Origin of the sequence: Streptococcus oralis subsp. tigurinus, assembly GCF_002093545.1 — a bacterium.
Lineage (GTDB): Bacteria > Bacillota > Bacilli > Lactobacillales > Streptococcaceae > Streptococcus > Streptococcus oralis_C.
The window spans coordinates 324,769-342,797 of sequence record NZ_LNVF01000001.1; the positions used below are offsets into that span (position 1 = coordinate 324,769).

General features: G+C 41.3%; 18 protein-coding genes and 1 tRNA gene. 16 read left to right on the plus strand and 3 right to left on the minus strand.

What is annotated here, in order from left to right; all coding sequences use genetic code 11:
* Positions 1–113: 113 nt before the first annotated feature.
* The 12 genes from ATE34_RS01580 (at position 114) to ATE34_RS01640 (ending at position 11,418) form a co-directional block, all read left to right on the plus strand.
* Complete coding sequence (locus ATE34_RS01580) at positions 114–1,391, plus strand: ABC transporter permease (RefSeq protein ID WP_084910808.1); 1,278 nt, start codon at positions 114–116, stop codon at positions 1,389–1,391.
* 12 nt (positions 1,392–1,403) lie between these two features.
* Positions 1,404–2,051 (plus strand): ABC transporter ATP-binding subunit Vex2, encoded by a 648-nt coding sequence (gene vex2, locus ATE34_RS01585; protein ID WP_000173735.1) that lies wholly within the window; start codon positions 1,404–1,406, stop codon positions 2,049–2,051.
* Positions 2,052–2,101: 50 nt separating this feature from the next.
* Positions 2,102–3,481, plus strand: coding sequence for an ABC transporter permease subunit Vex3 (vex3, locus tag ATE34_RS01590; RefSeq protein ID WP_000903002.1), 1,380 nt, complete (start codon positions 2,102–2,104; stop codon positions 3,479–3,481).
* 141 nt (positions 3,482–3,622) lie between these two features.
* On the plus strand, positions 3,623–4,279 hold the full coding sequence (vncR, locus tag ATE34_RS01595) for a response regulator transcription factor VncR (RefSeq protein WP_084910810.1): 657 nt from the start codon (positions 3,623–3,625) through the stop codon (positions 4,277–4,279).
* Entirely contained in the window at positions 4,276–5,604 is a 1,329-nt protein-coding gene (gene vncS, locus ATE34_RS01600; RefSeq protein WP_084910812.1) for a sensor histidine kinase VncS, read from the plus strand. Before vncR ends, vncS begins: the two co-directional genes overlap by 4 nt.
* Before the next feature lie 141 nt (positions 5,605–5,745).
* A complete protein-coding gene (locus ATE34_RS01605) occupies positions 5,746–6,627 on the plus strand; it encodes a class II fructose-bisphosphate aldolase (RefSeq protein WP_001019007.1) in 882 nt (293 codons plus the stop codon).
* Positions 6,628–6,911: 284 nt separating this feature from the next.
* A complete protein-coding gene (locus ATE34_RS01615) occupies positions 6,912–7,904 on the plus strand; it encodes an ABC transporter ATP-binding protein (RefSeq protein WP_084910814.1) in 993 nt (330 codons plus the stop codon).
* A 1-nt stretch (position 7,905) separates the two neighbouring features.
* Complete coding sequence (locus ATE34_RS01620; protein ID WP_061597877.1) at positions 7,906–8,724, plus strand: ABC transporter permease; 819 nt, start codon at positions 7,906–7,908, stop codon at positions 8,722–8,724.
* 1 nt (position 8,725) lies between these two features.
* Complete coding sequence (locus ATE34_RS01625; protein ID WP_061597876.1) at positions 8,726–9,511, plus strand: ABC transporter permease; 786 nt, start codon at positions 8,726–8,728, stop codon at positions 9,509–9,511.
* Positions 9,512–9,610: 99 nt separating this feature from the next.
* Positions 9,611–9,683, plus strand: a tRNA-Thr gene (locus ATE34_RS01630).
* A 301-nt stretch (positions 9,684–9,984) separates the two neighbouring features.
* The gene (locus ATE34_RS01635; protein ID WP_001034435.1) at positions 9,985–10,884 is read left to right on the plus strand and encodes a DUF6287 domain-containing protein; all 900 of its coding nucleotides are present in this window, start codon (positions 9,985–9,987) and stop codon (positions 10,882–10,884) included.
* 225 nt (positions 10,885–11,109) lie between these two features.
* Entirely contained in the window at positions 11,110–11,418 is a 309-nt protein-coding gene (locus ATE34_RS01640) for a hypothetical protein (RefSeq protein WP_084910816.1), read from the plus strand.
* A gap of 37 nt (positions 11,419–11,455) precedes the next feature.
* On the opposite strand, the gene ATE34_RS01645 is transcribed toward ATE34_RS01640, so the two are convergent.
* Complete coding sequence (locus tag ATE34_RS01645; RefSeq protein ID WP_084910818.1) at positions 11,456–13,255, minus strand: N-acetylmuramoyl-L-alanine amidase; 1,800 nt, start codon at positions 13,253–13,255, stop codon at positions 11,456–11,458.
* A gap of 30 nt (positions 13,256–13,285) precedes the next feature.
* The gene (locus ATE34_RS01650) at positions 13,286–14,194 is read right to left on the minus strand and encodes a LysR family transcriptional regulator (RefSeq protein WP_061597873.1); all 909 of its coding nucleotides are present in this window, start codon (positions 14,192–14,194) and stop codon (positions 13,286–13,288) included.
* A gap of 102 nt (positions 14,195–14,296) precedes the next feature.
* On the opposite strand from ATE34_RS01650, the gene ATE34_RS01655 reads away from it, so the two are divergent.
* The 3 genes from ATE34_RS01655 to ATE34_RS01665 all read left to right on the plus strand — a co-directional run bounded on the left by ATE34_RS01655 (position 14,297) and on the right by ATE34_RS01665 (position 15,254).
* Positions 14,297–14,530, plus strand: a complete 234-nt coding sequence (locus ATE34_RS01655; RefSeq protein ID WP_000646473.1) for a YqgQ family protein — start codon at positions 14,297–14,299, stop codon at positions 14,528–14,530.
* Entirely contained in the window at positions 14,527–14,907 is a 381-nt protein-coding gene (locus ATE34_RS01660) for a rhodanese-like domain-containing protein (RefSeq protein ID WP_061597872.1), read from the plus strand. The genes ATE34_RS01655 and ATE34_RS01660 overlap by 4 nt, the downstream gene beginning before the upstream one ends.
* Positions 14,908–14,993: 86 nt before the next feature.
* Positions 14,994–15,254, plus strand: a complete 261-nt coding sequence (locus tag ATE34_RS01665; RefSeq protein ID WP_001088136.1) for a hypothetical protein — start codon at positions 14,994–14,996, stop codon at positions 15,252–15,254.
* 40 nt (positions 15,255–15,294) lie between these two features.
* Here the strand turns inward: ATE34_RS01665 and ATE34_RS01670 are convergent, their stop codons facing one another.
* Complete coding sequence (locus ATE34_RS01670) at positions 15,295–16,020, minus strand: 16S rRNA pseudouridine(516) synthase (protein WP_084910821.1); 726 nt, start codon at positions 16,018–16,020, stop codon at positions 15,295–15,297.
* A 160-nt stretch (positions 16,021–16,180) separates the two neighbouring features.
* Here ATE34_RS01670 and typA point away from each other — a divergent pair, with 160 nt between their 5' ends.
* On the plus strand, positions 16,181–18,022 hold the full coding sequence (typA, locus tag ATE34_RS01675) for a translational GTPase TypA (protein ID WP_084910823.1): 1,842 nt from the start codon (positions 16,181–16,183) through the stop codon (positions 18,020–18,022).
* Positions 18,023–18,029 lie beyond the last annotated feature (7 nt).

The window sequence follows — 18,029 nt, forward strand, 5'->3', positions numbered from 1 at the left end:
GAGCTGGTAGAAATACCAGCTTTTTTTCAAAAAATAAATCAAAAAGTTTTTTCGATTTCATAAACATTTCATATTTGGATTTTATAATAGTCTTACAAATATGGAGGTGACAAATGAATCCAATCCAAAGAGCTTGGGCTTATGTCAGCAGAAAACGACTGAGAAGTTTTATTTTATTTCTGATTTTATTTGTCCTTTTAGCAGGAATTTCAGCCTGTTTGACTCTGATGAAGTCCAACAAAACAGTAGAAAGCAATCTTTACAAATCACTCAATACTTCTTTTTCTATCAAAAAGATCGAAAATGGACAGACCTTCAAGTTGTCTGACCTTGCATCCGTGAGCAAGATTAAGGGACTGGAGAATGTCTCTCCTGAACTCGAAACGGTCGCAAAACTGAAAGACAAGGAAGCGGTGAGTGGTGAGCAGAGCGTAGAACGTGATGATTTGTCAGCTGCAGACAAGAACTTGGTTAGCTTAACGGCTCTCGAGGATTCATCCAAGGATGTCACCTTTACCAGTTCGGCTTTCAATCTAAAAGAAGGGCGACACCTTCAAAAAGGGGACTCCAAGAAAATCCTCATCCACGAAGAGTTGGCCAAGAAGAATGGTCTTTCGCTTCACGACAAGATTGGCTTGGATGCTGGTCAGTCCGAAGCTGGAAAGGGGCAAACAGTAGAGTTTGAAATTGTCGGCATCTTTTCTGGTAAAAAACAAGAGAAATTCACAGGCTTGTCTTCCGACTTCAGTGAAAACCAGGTCTTTACAGACTATGAAAGTAGCCAAACCCTTCTGGGAAATAGTGAACCGCAGGTCAGTGCAGCGCGCTTCTATGTAGAAAATCCTAAGGAAATGGACGGACTCATGAAGCAGGTGGAAAACTTGGCTTTGGAAAGTCAAGGCTACCAAGTCGAGAAGGAAAACAAGGCCTTTGAGCAAATCAAAGACTCAGTGGCAACCTTCCAAACCTTCCTCACCATCTTCCTTTATGGGATGTTGATAGCAGGAGCAGGAGCCTTAATTTTGGTCTTGTCCCTCTGGTTGAGAGAAAGGGTCTACGAAGTGGGGATTCTACTCGCACTTGGAAAAAGCAAGATCTCAATCTTCCTCCAGTTCTGTTTAGAGGTAGTTTTGGTATCTCTTGGAGCTTTGCTTCCAGCATTTGTTGCAGGAAATGCCATCACATCCTATCTACTCCAAACTGTACTAGCCAGTGGAGATCAGGCAACCTTACAGGACACGCTGGCCAAAGCAAGTGGTCTATCAACCAGTCTCCTATCCTTTGCAGAATCCTATGTCTTTCTGCTCCTGATTGGTTGCTTATCAGTAGCCCTTTGTTTCCTATTCTTATTTAGAAAATCGCCGAAAGAAATTTTATCATCTATTAGTTAAGAAGGAGAAATCATGACTTTATTACAATTGCAAGATGTTACCTACCGTTATAAGAACACTGCTGAAGCAGTTTTATATCAGATCAAGTATAATTTTGAACCCGGAAAATTTTATAGTATCATTGGTGAGTCAGGAGCAGGAAAATCCACTCTCTTGTCCCTACTGGCTGGTCTAGATAGTCCTGTTGAAGGTTCTATCCTTTTCCAAGGAGAGGACATTCGGAACAAGGGGTATTCATACCATCGCATGCACCATATTTCCCTGGTCTTTCAAAATTATAACTTGATAGATTATCTTTCTCCGCTGGAAAATATCCGCTTGGTCAACAAAAAAGCAAGCAAGGATACACTTCTTGAGCTTGGTTTGGATGAAAGTCAGATCAAGCGGAACGTTCTCCAGTTATCAGGTGGTCAACAGCAACGTGTAGCCATCGCTCGCAGTTTAGTCTCAGAAGCTCCAGTTATTCTAGCTGATGAGCCAACAGGAAATCTGGACCCTAAAACTGCTGGAGATATTATCGAACTGCTCAAATCACTTGCCGAGAAAACAGGTAAATGTGTGATCGTCGTCACCCACAGTAAAGAAGTGGCACAAGCGTCAGATATTACACTTGAATTGAAGGACAAGAAACTGACTGAAACTCGCAATACAACAAAATAAGATGAGCTTGTTTTGATAGAATTATTAAATCAAATCTAGAAAGGGAACCTATGTTACACAACGCATTTGCCTATGTTACAAGGAAGTTTTTCAAATCGATTGTTATCTTCCTGATTATTCTCCTCATGGCGAGCTTGAGTTTGGTCGGCTTATCGATCAAGGGAGCTACTGCCAAGGCTTCTCAGGAGACCTTTAAAAATATCACCAATAGCTTCTCCATGCAAATCAATCGTCGCGTCAATCAAGGAACGCCACGTGGTTCTGGGAATATCAAGGGTGAGGATATCAAAAAAATCACCGAAAATAAGGCCATCGAGTCTTATGTTAAACGCATCAACGCTATCGGAGATTTGACTGGATATGACCTCATTGAAACGCCAGAAACCAAGAAAAATCTTACTGCTGACCGAGCAAAACGGTTTGGAAGCAGCTTGATGATTACAGGTGTCAATGACTCCTCAAAAGAAGATAAGTTTGTCTCTGGCTCATATAAGCTGGTTGAAGGTGAGCACCTAACCAACGACGACAAAGACAAGATTCTTATGCACAAGGACTTGGCAGCTAAACACGGCTGGAAAGTCGGTGATAAGGTCAAATTGGACTCCAATATCTATGATGCAGACAATGAAAAAGGAGCCAAGGAAACAGTTGAAGTGACAATCAAGGGACTCTTTGATGGTCACAATAAGTCGGCAGTAACCTATTCGCAAGAACTCTATGAAAACACAGCTATCACAGACATTCACACTGCTGCAAAACTTTATGGATACACAGAAGACACAGCTATTTATGGGGACGCAACCTTCTTTGTAACAGCGGACAAGAACTTAGATGACGTCATGAAAGAGTTGAATGGTATCAGTGGTATCAACTGGAAGAGCTACACACTTGTGAAGAGCTCCTCTAACTACCCAGCTCTAGAGCAATCCATCTCTGGTATGTACAAGATGGCCAATCTCCTCTTCTGGGGTAGCTTGAGCTTCTCAGTCCTTCTCCTTGCACTCTTGCTCAGTCTTTGGATCAACGCCCGTCGCAAGGAAGTGGGAATTCTCCTCTCTATCGGTCTCAAGCAGGCAAGTATCTTGGGGCAATTCATCACCGAATCTATCCTGATTGCCATCCCTGCTCTCGTTTCTGCTTACTTCCTAGCCAACTATACAGCTCGTGCAATCGGAAACACCGTCCTTGCCAATGTTACTTCAGGTGTTGCCAAGCAAGCCAGCAAGGCTGCTCAAGCCTCTAACCTTGGTGGTGGTGCTGAAGTAGATGGCTTTAGCAAGACCTTGTCGAGTTTAGACATTTCTATTCAGACATCAGACTTTATCATCGTCTTTGTCCTTGCCTTGGTTCTAGTGGTTCTCGTTATGGCACTTGCCTCAAGCAATCTCCTCAGAAAACAACCAAAAGAGCTCTTGCTCGATAGCGAATAACAAACTTGCTACCTATTCTCCCCTAAATGGGGTATAATATAGGTAGCATTTTTATCTATTTTGCCTTGATAGGAAGAGGTCTTATTAAGGCAAAATAGAAAGATTAACAAGAAATTTAAAGGAATGTGAAACGTTTTTTCTATGAAAATTTTGATTGTAGAGGATGAAGAGATGATCCGTGAGGGGATCAGTGACTATTTGACGGATTGTGGTTATGAAACCATTGAGGCAGCAGACGGTCAGGAAGCTCTGGAAAAATTTTCCAGCTATGAAGTTGCTCTGGTACTGCTGGATATCCAGATGCCCAAGCTTAATGGCCTCGAAGTCCTAGCTGAGATTCGTAAAACCAGTCAGGTTCCTGTCTTGATGCTGACCGCCTTTCAGGATGAGGAATACAAGATGAGTGCCTTTGCCTCTCTGGCAGATGGTTATCTGGAAAAGCCCTTCTCTCTCTCCCTTCTAAAAGTGAGGGTAGATGCAATTTTCAAGCGCTACTACGATACGGGACGAACCTTTTCCTATAAGGATACCAAGGTGGACTTTGAGAGTTATAGTGCAAGCCTAGCAGGAGAAGAAGTGGCTATCAATGCCAAAGAGTTGGAAATTCTGGACTATCTGGTGAAAAATGAAGGACGGGCCTTGACTCGTTCTCAGATAATTGATGCCGTCTGGAAGGTGACAGATGAGGTTCCCTTTGACCGTGTTATTGATGTCTATATCAAAGAACTGCGGAAAAAGCTAGACTTGGATTGTATCCTCACTGTACGCAATGTTGGTTATAAATTGGAGCGAAAATGAAACGAACAGGTCTATTTACTAAAATATTTATCTATACCTTCTCGATTTTTAGTGTTCTGGTTATTTGTCTTCATTTAGCCATTTATTTTCTCTTTCCATCAACTTATCTAAGCCATCGTCAGGAAACCATAGGTCAGAAAGCGACAGCCATTGCCCAGTCCCTAGAAGGAAAGGATAGGCAGAGTATCGAGCAAGTGTTAGATTTGTATTCCCAGAGCAGTGATATCAAAGGAGCTGTTAAGGGAGAAATGACTGAGGACAAGTTAGAGGTCAAGGATAATCTTCCACTAGACGCGAATCGCCAGACTACTTCCCTCTTTATTGAAGAACGCGAGGTAAAAACGCAAGATGGTGGAACTATGACTCTCCAGTTTCTAGCGTCCATGGATTTGCAAAAGGAAGCAGAGCAGATTAGTCTTCAGTTTCTCCCCTATACCTTGTTGGCATCCTTTCTGATTTCCCTCTTGGTGGCCTACATCTATGCTCGGACCATTGTTGCCCCGATTTTGGAAATCAAGCGGGTGACCCGTCGGATGATGGATTTGGATGCCCAAGTGCGATTGCGCGTGGATTCTAAGGATGAGATAGGTGATCTCAAGGAACAAATCAATAGCCTCTACCAGCACCTTTTGACAGTTATTGCGGACTTGCATGAGAAGAATGAAGCTATTCTCCAGCTGGAGAAGATGAAGGTCGAATTTCTACGAGGGGCTTCTCATGAATTGAAAACTCCTCTGGCTAGTTTGAAAATCCTAATCGAAAATATGAAAGAAAATATCGGTCGTTATAAGGATAGAGACCACTATCTTGGAGTTGCCTTGGGGATTGTGGATGACCTCAGTCACCATGTTCTCCAGATATTGTCTCTTTCCTCTGTTCAGGAATTGCGAGAGGAGAAGGAGAACATTGACCTAGTCCAGATGACGCAAAATCTAGTCAAGGATTATGCTTTGCTCGCCAAGGAGAAAGAACTTCAGATAGACAATCGCTTGACCCATCAGCAGGCTTACATAAACCCATCTGTCATGAAACTAATCCTATCGAATCTCATCAGTAATGCTATCAAGCACTCCACTCTAGGCGGCTTGATCCGTATCGGAGAAAGAGAAGGGGAACTCTTTATCGAGAATAGCTGTAGTCCTGAAGAACAAGAAAAATTGGCCCAGTCTTTTTCTGAAAATGCCAGTCGCAAGGCCAAGGGTTCGGGGATGGGACTCTTTGTGGTCAAAAGTTTATTAGAACACGAGAAATTACCTTATCATTTTGAGATGCAAGATGAGCGTTTGACCTTCTTCATGCGTTATCCTAAAGTCGTGCAAGACTAGGGGGAAGAAAGGGTTTACATTAATCGGATTAGAAGAAATTCAATCTAAAGCATGGGAAAAACTAGCTTTTTTTATCAAAAAGTGATAAAATGAACAATGTAAATGGGTTGACCCATAAAAATATACAGGAGGCCTGATAAAATGGCAATCGTTTCAGCAGAAAAATTTGTCCAAGCAGCTCGTGACAACGGTTATGCAGTTGGTGGATTTAACACAAACAACCTTGAGTGGACTCAAGCTATCTTGCGCGCAGCAGAAGCTAAAAAAGCTCCAGTTTTGATCCAAACTTCTATGGGTGCTGCGAAATACATGGGTGGTTACAAAGTATGTAAACTTCTCATCGAAAACCTTGTAGAATCAATGGGAATTACTGTACCAGTTGCTATTCACCTTGACCATGGTCATTATGAAGATGCACTTGAATGTATCCGAGTTGGTTATACTTCAGTTATGTTTGACGGTTCACACCTTCCAGTTGAAGAAAACCTTGAAAAAGCTCGTAAAGTTGTAGAATTTGCCCATGCAAACGGCGTATCAGTAGAAGCTGAAGTTGGTACTATCGGTGGTGAAGAAGACGGAATCATTGGTGATGGCGAATTGGCTCCAATTGAAGATGCTAAAGCAATGGTTGCAACTGGTATTGACTTCTTGGCAGCTGGTATCGGTAACATCCACGGTCCTTACCCAGCAAACTGGAAAGGTCTTCACCTTGATCACTTGCAAAAATTGACAGAAGCAGTTCCAGGCTTCCCAATCGTATTGCATGGTGGTTCAGGTATTCCTGATGACCAAATCCAAGCAGCTATCAAACTTGGTGTTGCGAAAGTTAACGTTAATACTGAATGCCAAATCGCATTTGCTAACGCAACTCGTAAATTTGTTGCTGAATACGAAGCAAACGAAGCAGAATACGATAAGAAGAAACTCTTTGACCCACGTAAATTCTTGAAACCAGGTTTCGAAGCAATTACAGAAGCTGTTGAAGAACGTATCGACGTATTCGGTTCAGAAGGTAAAGCTTAATCTAGCTGAACAATACATACAGAACCTGCCCATTGGGTGGGTTTTTTTGGTGTTCTAGGGAAATTATCAAACCAGAATTTTTGATTTAAAAGTATTAGTTTAAGAGAGAAATCTCTAATTTCATAACCCATAAGCAAACGCTTGCATTCTAGTTTTTATTGGATTATAATAGGTTGGTATAAAGCCTTCTGTAGTAATAAAATGTAGAAGTTGTAGAAAGTAAGGATTTAGATATTTGTAGTTAAAAATACAATGTTGCTATTCCTTGCTATAGGGAGAGATTTATGGCAATGATAGAAGTGGAACATCTTCAGAAAAATTTTGTGAAGACAGTAAAGGAGCCGGGGTTAAAGGGGGCTTTGCGCTCTTTTATTCACCCTGAAAAGCAAACCTTTGAAGCGGTTAAAGATTTGACCTTTGAAGTTCCAAAAGGCCAAATTTTAGGCTTTATCGGAGCTAATGGTGCTGGAAAGTCGACAACCATCAAAATGCTGACAGGAATTTTAAAACCGACATCTGGTTTTTGTCGGATTAATGGCAAGATTCCACAGGACAATCGCCAAGACTATGTCAAGGATATTGGGGTTGTCTTTGGACAACGCACCCAGCTATGGTGGGATTTGGCACTGCAAGAGACCTACACGGTTTTGAAAGAGATATACGATGTGCCAGACTCGCTCTTTCATAAGCGCATGGACTTTTTAAATGAAGTCTTGGATTTGAAGGAATTTATCAAGGACCCCGTGCGCACTCTTTCACTGGGTCAACGGATGCGGGCGGATATTGCGGCTTCCTTACTTCATAATCCCAAGGTTCTCTTTTTAGATGAACCGACCATTGGTTTGGATGTGTCGGTCAAGGACAATATTCGTCGGGCAATTACTCAGATCAATCAAGAGGAAGAAACAACCATTCTCTTGACCACTCACGACCTGAGCGACATTGAGCAACTTTGTGATCGGATTTTCATGATTGACAAGGGGCAAGAGATTTTTGATGGAACGGTTAGCCAGCTCAAGGAGACCTTTGGCAAGATAAAGACTCTTTCTTTTGAACTGGTACCAGGTCAAAGTCATCTCCTTTCTCACTATGAAGGTTTTTCGGATATGACCATTGATAGACAAGGAAACAGCCTCAATATTGAATTCGATAGTTCCCGCTACCAGTCGGCTGATATTATCAAGCAAACCCTGTCTGATTTTGAAGTCCGTGATTTGAAGATGATGGATACAGATATCGAGGATATTATCCGTCGCTTCTATCGAAAGGAGCTCTAAGATGGTCAAATTGTGGAGACGTTATAAACCCTTTATCAATGCAGGGATTCAGGAGTTGATCACCTATCGAGTCAACTTTATTCTCTATCGGATTGGCGATGTCATGGGGGCTTTTGTGGCTTTTTATCTCTGGAAGGCTGTCTTTGATTCTTCGCAAGAGTCTTTGATTCAGGGCTTTAGTATGGCAGATATCACCCTCTACATCATTATGAGTTTTGTGACCAATCTTCTGACTAGGTCAGATTCGTCCTTTATGATTGGGGAGGAGGTCAAGGATGGTTCCATTATCATGCGCTTGTTGAGACCAGTGCATTTTGCGGCTTCTTACCTCTTTACCGAGCTTGGGTCCAAGTGGTTGATTTTCATCTCTGTTGGGCTGCCATTTTTAAGTGTCATTGTGTTGATGAAAATCTTATCTGGGCAAGGGGGTATAGAAGTACTGGGATTAACTATCCTTTACCTCTTTAGCTTAACCCTAGCCTACTTGATCAATTTTTTCTTTAATATCTGCTTTGGATTTTCAGCCTTTGTGTTTAAGAATCTATGGGGTTCCAATCTACTCAAGACTTCCATAGTGGCCTTTATGTCTGGAAGTCTGATTCCCTTGGCTTTCTTTCCTAAAATCGTTTCAGATATTCTGTCCTTCTTGCCTTTTTCATCCTTGATTTATACTCCGGTCATGATTATTGTTGGGAAATACGATGCCAGTCAGATTCTTCAGGCGCTTTTGCTACAGTTCTTCTGGCTCATAGTGATGGTGGGCTTGTCTCAGTTGATTTGGAAACGAGTCCAGTCATTTATCACCATTCAGGGAGGTTAGTATGAAAAAGTATCAACGCATGCATCTGATTTTTATCAGACAATACATCAAGCAAATCATGGAATACAAGGTGGATTTTGTGGTGGGCGTGTTAGGAGTTTTTCTGACTCAAGGGTTAAACCTCTTGTTTCTCAATGTACTTTTTCAACACATCCCCTCGCTAGAAGGCTGGACCTTTCAAGAGATTGCCTTTATCTATGGATTTTCCTTGATTCCCAAGGGATTGGACCATCTCTTTTTTGACAATCTCTGGGCTCTAGGGCAACGCCTAGTCCGAAAAGGGGAGTTTGACAAGTATCTGACGCGTCCTATCAATCCTCTCTTTCATATTCTAGTTGAGACCTTTCAGATTGATGCCTTGGGCGAACTCTTGGTCGGTGGTATCCTACTGGGAACAACAGTGACTAGCATTGCTTGGACTCTTCCAAAATTCCTGATTTTTCTAGTCTGCATTCCTTTTGCGACCTTGATCTATACTTCCTTGAAAATCGCGACTGCCAGCATCGCTTTTTGGACCAAGCAGTCAGGAGCCATGATTTACATTTTTTATATGTTTAATGACTTTGCCAAGTATCCGATTTCCATTTACAATTCGCTCCTTCGTTGGTTGATTAGCTTTATCATCCCCTTTGCCTTTACAGCCTACTATCCTGCCAGCTATTTCTTGCAGGATAAGGATGTCTTCTTTAATATCGGTGGTTTGATTCTGATTTCCCTTGTCTTCTTTATCATTTCTTTGAAACTATGGGACAGGGGGTTGGACGCCTATGAAAGTGCGGGTTCGTAAAAGGAAGAAACTCAAAGCCTCGTCTCAGGACAGGCTTTTTTAATGGTGATGAAAATTTCTTGACATCTATTCTCAGAGTGCTATACTAAAAGGGTAATCGCCGATTTAGCTCAGTTGGTAGAGCAACGCACTCGTAACGCGTAGGTCACAGGTTCAAGCCCTGCAATCGGCAGAATCAAGAAGCCCATTAGGGCTTCTTTTTTGTAAACACAGAAAAGGTGAAATATTTGAGATGTCTTCTGTTTAAAAAACATATCCTCGGCTTATAAAAAAATAATTACAAACAGTAGTTTATATTTTGTGGTATAATATATTTTAATAAGCACTTGTTTTCGTTCCGTTATAGAGGACTATAGGCTGTTAGTCATTCTAGAATTTTTTGTATAGGTTTTCTAAAAATTATAAAAATCCATGGATAATAACGAATGAAGTCTCGCAAGCTTGGCTGAATATAAATCAAAAAGGAGAAAATTATGAATAAGAAAGAATGGGTAAAACAATTTGAGGAGGCGAATGGCCGCAAGCCGACTGCATCAGAATTAGCAGAGGCGCAGTCAACTAAAAAGTTTGCGAGAGGAACTAGAAACATTAAAATCTATATTGGGTTAGTCCTCGGTATTTTGGTTGCTCTAATCCTAGTAAGTGTTTTCTCGCATTCTTTGATTGGAAAGAAAGAGTCAAATCAAGCATCGTCTGCTGTTTCAACTACAGAGTCAACAAGTCAATCGTCTACAAGCCAAGGAAAAACAGATGAGACTGATAAGGATAAACAAGAGGAAATTCAGAAACTCAAGAATCAACTGACTGCTTTAGATACCAAAATTACTGAAGCAGAAGCACTTGTTAGCAAGTTGAAGAAAGAAACTACCGTTCCAAAACTAGATATTGAAGCAATCAAGAACAATGATCTGTCTAGTTTAGAAGGTACTTGGCGTAGTCAATCTGGTAATGAATACATTATTAATGATTCTGGAGAAGTACGTGCGACTTGGTTTGCAAATGATCAAAAGTACGAATCTGTAGTTGGATTAAAGGTATCAAAAGGACAAGATAGTCGTAACCCTGAGACAGCGTCTATCAGTGCATGGGTAAAAGATTCTGTTGCTGGAGGATTTGTAGTAGTAGCTGTGCCAAGTGGAGTTGTTATGCAACCTGCTGATGACGGAAAGATTACAGATAAAAGCAATCATGCTGAGGAAAGACTACTTTCTGGGCAAGAGTATGGAGCGATGTTAATGAAACCAGAAGATGTTTATTATCGTGTGAAACCAGATACCAGTAAACTTGAGGAAGCAGAAAAGAACTTAGCTAAACTACAAGCAGATCGTGAATCAATCAAATCTTCTCTAGAGTCAAAGGAAAAGAAAAACTAGATTGTATTCGTTCAAAAATACTGTTACAATCGGCAGAATCAAGAAGCCTAATGAAGGCTTCTTTTTTGTTGTCGATAATATTCAACCACTTAGACTGAGATAGAGACCAGATAGGCAAAAGAGGTTGTTCTGGGGGAAACCCTCTGCTATAATGAATTTTGTAAGGGACGTGAAGAGTTGGTGTCAGACAACTCAAGTTCCCAAAAAAGAAAATGGAGACAAAAAATGAAAAAATTATTGGGACTTGTATTTTTAGTAGCAGCAGCGCTAGTATTGTATTTTGGTTCTATTGGATGGCCAAGTTTGGATATCAACCTCTGGTCACTCATTCCGGTAGGATTGTTCCTCTATTTTACGCTGGAAAACTTTTTGAAAAAAGACTACAAGTCCAGTCTTATGTGCTTGATCATTGCCTTTATCATTGCAAATGCTATTTTTGATCTCTTGCCAATTTCAAGTGGTTTGGTAATTGCTGCCGGTGTGCTAGCATGTGTAGGACTTGGCTACCTCTTTCCTGATAAAGATAAACAATAAGATAGATAAAAAGTCTCGAGATTTCTCGAGACTTTTTTTACTGACCAGCGTAATATTTTTGGATCCCCTTTACGATGCCTGCGACCAGTTTATCTTGGTAGTGGCTATCTCTGATTTGTTGGTTTTCGGAGAAATTATCCATATAACCAAGCTCTAGGAGAACGGCTGGTTTTGCTGTTTCGCGTAGGACAGCAAAGCTACTCTCCAACAGACCAGCATCCTTAGCTCCTGTTTCTGCCAGAAGAGAGGAGTGGATGGCAGCGGCGAGGCGTTTGCTTTCACTCATACGATCAGGGTGATTGTGCCAGTATTGATTAATCTTACTTGGATAATCAGGTTCATCTCTATAGGAGTAGGTTTGAATACCGCTCGCTTTTGAGTAGGGATTACCAGTAGCGTTGAAGTGAATACTGATAAAAATATCAGAGTTGGTCTTATTAACCATACGAGAACGTTCGGTAACAAAATCAACGTCAATATCACTATCACGAGAGGTGAGGACCTTGTAGCCCAGTTCTTCTAACTTAGCACGAAGTTTACGGTAAATCTGCATGTTGAGATCTTTTTCAGCGACATTGTAGTAAAAAGCACCGGAATCTCGACCACCATGCCCAGGATCTAGGAAAATGGTATTGCTGTATTGACCTTTTACAAATCCACCTTCTGTTGAAACTTCAGAAATCCATTGGCCGTATTTTTGGAACAAATGTTCCTTTCCGTCTATCTTGTAGGTCCCTGATACATAATGTCCGCTATCGTCCAAATAGTAACGAGCCTTGTAATAGTCGTCATAAATCCACTCATTCTTGGCCATATAGCCACCAAACTTGAGATAGTAGGCTCCAATCCACTCCTGATTTGCATAACGGCCATCAGCTTTTAGATAGAACCAGCTATTGTAGGATTTATCAAAAATCCACTCTTTTTCCGCCATGGCTCCACTGGCTTTGAGGTAGTAGCTTTCTTTCCATTTATTGGAAAGCATGACTCCATTTTGTTCAAAAGCATACCAAGAACCATTGATTTTCTCCCATTTGTCTTGGCTATATTTCCCATATGCATTAGCGTAATACCAATTTTCATTGATTCTCACCCAAGAGTTTTCTGCCATGGCTCCGCTACTGTCAAGCAGGTAGGCACCAATTGTTGTCTGGCTGAGCATCACGCCGCTTTTGTCAAAATAATACCAAGCACCGTTTACTTTTTCCCATTTGTCTTGCGAGATTCTGCTAGATGGTGTGACATAATACCAATTTTGGTCTAATTTAGTCCAGCCCTTTTCTGCCATAGCTCCGCTTTTTGTGAGCAGATAGCCGTCGACGGCAGTGTTGCTGAACATGCTTCCAGTTTGGTCAAAATAGTACCAAGAGCCGTTAATTTTTTTCCAACTGTTCTGAGCTAGTCGTCCAGAAGAATCAGCATAGTACCATTGATTGTCCAGTTTGGTCCAACTATTTTCTATCATGACACCATCTTGGTCAAAGGCATAACCTTTGTAGACAGTAGAATGAAGACGATTACCATCTTGATCGAAGTAGTACCATTTGCCTTGGATTTGTTTCCAGTTCAAAGCAGGTTTATCATCTTGGTAAAAACGCCAGTGGTGATTTTCTTGGTACCACCCTTCTTTTTTTGTCTTGTCTTCTTGCACATCTACTTTCGGAAGAACTTCTGATTTAGAGTTTTCCTCAACACTCGACTCTTTCTTTTCTTCTTTGGCAATTGCTTCCTTGACAGCAGATGTGGATTGAGTTGTGTTTTCTTCTCCTAAGACGGATGCGGGTGCCAATCCTGCGATTGAAAGGATTAAAGCACTAGTCAGTAGTAACTTTTTCACTTTCTATTTCCTAACTTTTTCTTTTTCCTATTAATTATCGAATTGAACTTCTTCTATTAAGTATTCGATAAAGCGTTCGCCCATCTTAGACAGGCTGGTTTTTTCATGTTGGATATAGACTAGTTCAATCGGGTCGTCAATGTCCAGCGGAATGGAAACGATATTGTCTCCGTTGAGGTTACTGTTCAAAATCCCTGTTGCAATGGTGTAACCATCCAAACCAATCAAAAGATTAAAGAGGGTTGCTCGGTCACTGACTACGATGGATTTCTTGTGGTGCTCTTGTGAAAGAATCTCCTCTGAAAAGTAGAAGGAGTTGTGCGTCCCCTGGTCATAACTCAGATAAGGGAAGTCTTCCAAATCAGCCAGTTTGACCTTGTCTTTTTTAGCTAGAGGGTTGGTCTTGCTGACAAAGATATGAGGTTGCGCAGTAAAGAGGTGGTGGGCTAAGAGGTGATTGTCATCCAGCATTTTCGTTAAAACATCGCGGTTGTAGCTGTTTAAAAAGAGGACACCGACCTCGCTACGGAAGTTCTTGACGTCATCGATAATCTCCCAAGTCCGAGTTTCACGAAGGAAGAGCTCGTATTTTTCCATATCACTTTTCTTGAGCAAAGAAACAAAGGCATTGACTACAAAGGCATAGTGCTGAGAGGAAACGCTGAAAAGTTCGCGGTGGGCGATAGGATTTTTATAACGTTCCTCAAGAAGCTGCGTTTGCTCAACGACCTGACGGGCATAGGAGAGAAACTCCATCCCATCACGAGTCAAGGTAATGCCCTTGGGATTGCGGATAAAGATTTCAATGCCCATTTCATTTTCCAAGTCTCGAACGGCATTAGAGAGACTGGGTTGAGTGATAAAGAGTTGCTTGGCTGCTTCATTCATAGAGCCAGTTTCGACGATTTTGATAATATAGTGTAGTTGTTGAATTCTCATGTTTTTATTGTACCACACTTGCGGAAGAATGGGCAATGAAGACGAAGAAAATAGGGGGAAAGAGCCGGTCCAGTATTGAAAAAAAGTCTAAAATCTGTTAGAATGAAAGCTATGAAAACATTCTATGATGTGCAGCAATTTCTCAAACAGTTTGGCATTATTGTTTACATGGGGAAGCGCTTGTATGATATTGAACTGATGAAGCTTGAACTCTCTCGGATCTATGATGCCGGTCTGATGGACAAGCTAGATTACCTAGAAGCGGAAGCTGTTCTCCGCAGGGAGCACAAGATAGAATTAGACTACATAGAGAAAAATGGAGATAAGAACTTATGACAATTTGGATTGTTTGGGGAATCGTATTGGCAATGGTGGCATGGATGGGTTATAACTACCTTCGTATTCGTCGTGCGGCTAAGATTGTGGATAATGCTGAATTTGAAGCCTTGATTCGGAAAGGGCAATTGATTGATGTCCGTGAACCAGCAGAATTTCACAGAAAACATATCCTCGGAGCTCGCAATATTCCTTCAAATCAGTTGAAGTCAAGCCTTGCAGCCCTTCGCAAGGATAAACCTGTCCTTCTCTACGAAAACCAACGTGGACAACGAGTGACCAATGCAGCACTTTATCTGAAAAAACAAGGTTTTTCTGAGATTTATATCCTTTCTTATGGGTTGGATTCTTGGAAAGGGAAAGTGAAGACTAGCTAAGATTCTTTAAAAAACTGTCGAATGATAGATAAAGCTAGTATCTTAAGGTATCATCATTTATAATAAATTTAAGGAGATTTTATAATATGAATTCACAACAAAAGAAAAAACCTTCACTTATTTTAGGTATCTTATCTATCGTCCTTGGTTTGCTATTTCCAATAGTAGGTCTGATTTTGGGGATTATAGGATTGGTCTTGGCTTTTTCATACCAAAAAGAATCTGGACTGGACTATAAAACAGAAAAAATTCTCAATATCGTAGGACTTGTGGTTTCTGTACTTAACTGGATTGTAACTGTCGCAGTATTTTTTAGAATTGTAGCTGTCGCAGTATTTTTTAGATAAGCAATAAACAAAAAAGCTTTAAATTTAAAGCTTTTTTATTTTATCGACTCATCTCTAAGTAGTTTTTTATGATTTCCAATTCCTCTGGATTTAAGGGACGGTATTGCCCTTCTGATAGCTCTGAATTTAATGTAAAATCGCCGAACTGGACTCTTTTTAAGGCAGTCACCTTGACACCAACTGAGAGGAACATTTTTTTAACCTGATGAAATTTTCCTTCTGAGATGGTAATAGAGGCATGGCTCTCTGTTGGGCTTGCGGATAGAATTTCTAGTTTGGCTGGTTTGCAAGTGGTCCCATCTAAAAAGACGATTCCATCCTTGAATTTTTGGATATGATCTGACGTGAGCGGTCCGTTTACTACCACTTGATAGGATTTATCGACATGGTACTGGGGATGAAGGAGTTGAAAACCAAGAGGTCCATTGTCTGTCAAAAGGAGCAGTCCCGTCGTATCACGGTCTAATCTGCCGACAGCATAGAGCTGGTCAGACTGGATGTCAGGTGGAAGGAGGTCCATGATGGTTGGGAGTTTCTTATCCTGACTGGCTGTCACCACTCCACCTGGTTTATGAAGCATGAGGTAGCTGTGCTCGTAACCTTGGATTTGCCGTCCTTGAAAGACTAATTTTTGTAATCCAGTGTCAACATTTTGAGCGAGGGAGCTGGCTGGACAATTGTCCACTAGGATTTCTTTTTTCAAAAGTGCCTGTTTCATAGCCTTGCGACTGACCTTTTCTTGGGCTAATAATCTATCTAAACGCATACCAGCTTATCTTATCATAAGTCTCTAACTTTGAAAAGAGTTGCCTTGACTAGAAAAGCAGAGTGAAAACATTTACACTTAGCTGAACTGTGATTTTTGAATGAGACTGTGGTATAATTGTTCAGTTAGAAATAAAAATTTAAATATTATAGAGGAAATCATGACAAAATTAAGAGAAGATATCCGTAACGTAGCCATTATTGCCCACGTTGACCACGGGAAAACAACCCTCGTTGATGAATTATTGAAACAATCAGAAACGCTTGATGCACGTACTGAATTGGCAGAGCGCGCTATGGACTCAAACGATATCGAAAAAGAGCGTGGAATTACCATCCTTGCTAAAAATACAGCCGTTGCCTACAACGGAACTCGTATCAATATCATGGACACACCAGGACACGCGGACTTCGGTGGAGAAGTTGAGCGTATCATGAAAATGGTTGACGGTGTTGTCTTGGTCGTAGATGCCTACGAAGGAACCATGCCACAGACTCGTTTCGTATTGAAAAAAGCCTTGGAACAAGACCTTGTTCCAATCGTGGTTGTCAACAAAATCGACAAACCATCAGCTCGTCCAGCAGAAGTAGTGGACGAAGTTTTGGAACTCTTCATCGAGCTTGGTGCAGATGATGACCAGCTTGATTTCCCAGTGGTGTATGCTTCAGCGATTAACGGAACATCTTCCTTGTCAGATGATCCAGCTGATCAAGAAAAAACAATGGCGCCAATCTTTGACACCATCATCGACCATATCCCGGCTCCAGTGGATAACTCAGATGAGCCTTTGCAGTTCCAAGTGTCACTTTTGGACTACAATGACTTCGTAGGTCGTATCGGTATCGGACGTATTTTCCGTGGTAGTGTGAAAGTTGGGGACCAAGTTACCCTTTCTAAGCTAGATGGTACAACGAAGAACTTCCGTGTAACAAAACTCTTCGGTTTCTTTGGTTTGGAACGTCGTGAAATCCAAGAAGCTAAAGCAGGTGACTTGATTGCCGTATCCGGTATGGAAGATATCTTTGTTGGTGAAACTATTACTCCGACGGATGCCATTGAACCTCTTCCAATCCTACATATCGATGAACCAACCCTTCAAATGACCTTCTTGGTAAATAATTCACCATTTGCAGGTCGTGAAGGGAAATGGGTGACTTCTCGTAAGGTAGAAGAACGCTTGCAAGCAGAATTGCAAACAGACGTTTCCCTTCGTGTTGACCCAACGGACTCACCAGATAAATGGACTGTTTCAGGACGTGGAGAATTGCACTTGTCAATCCTGATTGAAACCATGCGCCGTGAGGGTTATGAACTTCAAGTATCTCGTCCAGAAGTTATCGTAAAAGAAATTGACGGTGTTAAATGTGAACCATTTGAACGTGTTCAAATCGATACTCCAGAAGAATACCAAGGATCTGTTATCCAAAGCCTTTCTGAACGTAAGGGTGAAATGTTGGATATGATTTCAACTGGTAATGGTCAAACTCGTTTGGTCTTCCTTGTTCCAGCGCGTGGTTTGATTGGATATTCAACTGAGTTCTTGTCAATGACTCGTGGTTACGGTATCATGAACCATACCTTCGACCAATACTTGCCATTGATTCCGGGTGAAATTGGTGGACGTCACCGTGGTGCCCTTGTTTCTATCGATGCTGGTAAGGCTACAACATACTCAATCATGTCTATCGAAGAACGTGGAACTATCTTTGTCAACCCAGGTACTGAGGTTTATGAAGGAATGATCATCGGTGAAAACTCTCGTGAAAATGACTTGACAGTTAACATCACAAAGGCCAAACAAATGACCAATGTTCGTTCAGCTACCAAGGACCAAACAGCGGTTATCAAGACACCTCGTATCTTGACCCTGGAAGAGTCTCTTGAATTCTTGAACGATGATGAGTACATGGAAGTAACGCCTGAGTCTATCCGTTTGCGTAAGCAAATCCTCAACAAGGCAGAGCGCGAGAAAGCCAACAAAAAGAAAAAATCAGCTGAATAAGAGCTAG

What these genes read in the sequence shown, in the direction of transcription:
- vex2 (WP_000173735.1), top strand. Translation starts at nt 1,404, where the DNA reads ATGACTTTATTACAATTGCAAGATGTTACCTACCGTTATAAGAACACT.
- ATE34_RS01625 (WP_061597876.1), top strand. Translation starts at nt 8,726, where the DNA reads ATGAAAAAGTATCAACGCATGCATCTGATTTTTATCAGACAATACATC.
- ATE34_RS01650 (WP_061597873.1), bottom strand. Translation starts at nt 14,194, where the DNA reads ATGAGAATTCAACAACTACACTATATTATCAAAATCGTCGAAACTGGC.
- ATE34_RS01620 (WP_061597877.1), top strand. Translation starts at nt 7,906, where the DNA reads ATGGTCAAATTGTGGAGACGTTATAAACCCTTTATCAATGCAGGGATT.
- vex3 (WP_000903002.1), top strand. Translation starts at nt 2,102, where the DNA reads ATGTTACACAACGCATTTGCCTATGTTACAAGGAAGTTTTTCAAATCG.
- ATE34_RS01660 (WP_061597872.1), top strand. Translation starts at nt 14,527, where the DNA reads ATGACAATTTGGATTGTTTGGGGAATCGTATTGGCAATGGTGGCATGG.
- ATE34_RS01670 (WP_084910821.1), bottom strand. Translation starts at nt 16,020, where the DNA reads ATGCGTTTAGATAGATTATTAGCCCAAGAAAAGGTCAGTCGCAAGGCT.
- ATE34_RS01655 (WP_000646473.1), top strand. Translation starts at nt 14,297, where the DNA reads ATGAAAGCTATGAAAACATTCTATGATGTGCAGCAATTTCTCAAACAG.
- ATE34_RS01640 (WP_084910816.1), top strand. Translation starts at nt 11,110, where the DNA reads ATGAAAAAATTATTGGGACTTGTATTTTTAGTAGCAGCAGCGCTAGTA.
- vncS (WP_084910812.1), top strand. Translation starts at nt 4,276, where the DNA reads ATGAAACGAACAGGTCTATTTACTAAAATATTTATCTATACCTTCTCG.
- ATE34_RS01580 (WP_084910808.1), top strand. Translation starts at nt 114, where the DNA reads ATGAATCCAATCCAAAGAGCTTGGGCTTATGTCAGCAGAAAACGACTG.
- vncR (WP_084910810.1), top strand. Translation starts at nt 3,623, where the DNA reads ATGAAAATTTTGATTGTAGAGGATGAAGAGATGATCCGTGAGGGGATC.
- typA (WP_084910823.1), top strand. Translation starts at nt 16,181, where the DNA reads ATGACAAAATTAAGAGAAGATATCCGTAACGTAGCCATTATTGCCCAC.
- ATE34_RS01615 (WP_084910814.1), top strand. Translation starts at nt 6,912, where the DNA reads ATGGCAATGATAGAAGTGGAACATCTTCAGAAAAATTTTGTGAAGACA.
- ATE34_RS01665 (WP_001088136.1), top strand. Translation starts at nt 14,994, where the DNA reads ATGAATTCACAACAAAAGAAAAAACCTTCACTTATTTTAGGTATCTTA.
- ATE34_RS01605 (WP_001019007.1), top strand. Translation starts at nt 5,746, where the DNA reads ATGGCAATCGTTTCAGCAGAAAAATTTGTCCAAGCAGCTCGTGACAAC.
- ATE34_RS01635 (WP_001034435.1), top strand. Translation starts at nt 9,985, where the DNA reads ATGAATAAGAAAGAATGGGTAAAACAATTTGAGGAGGCGAATGGCCGC.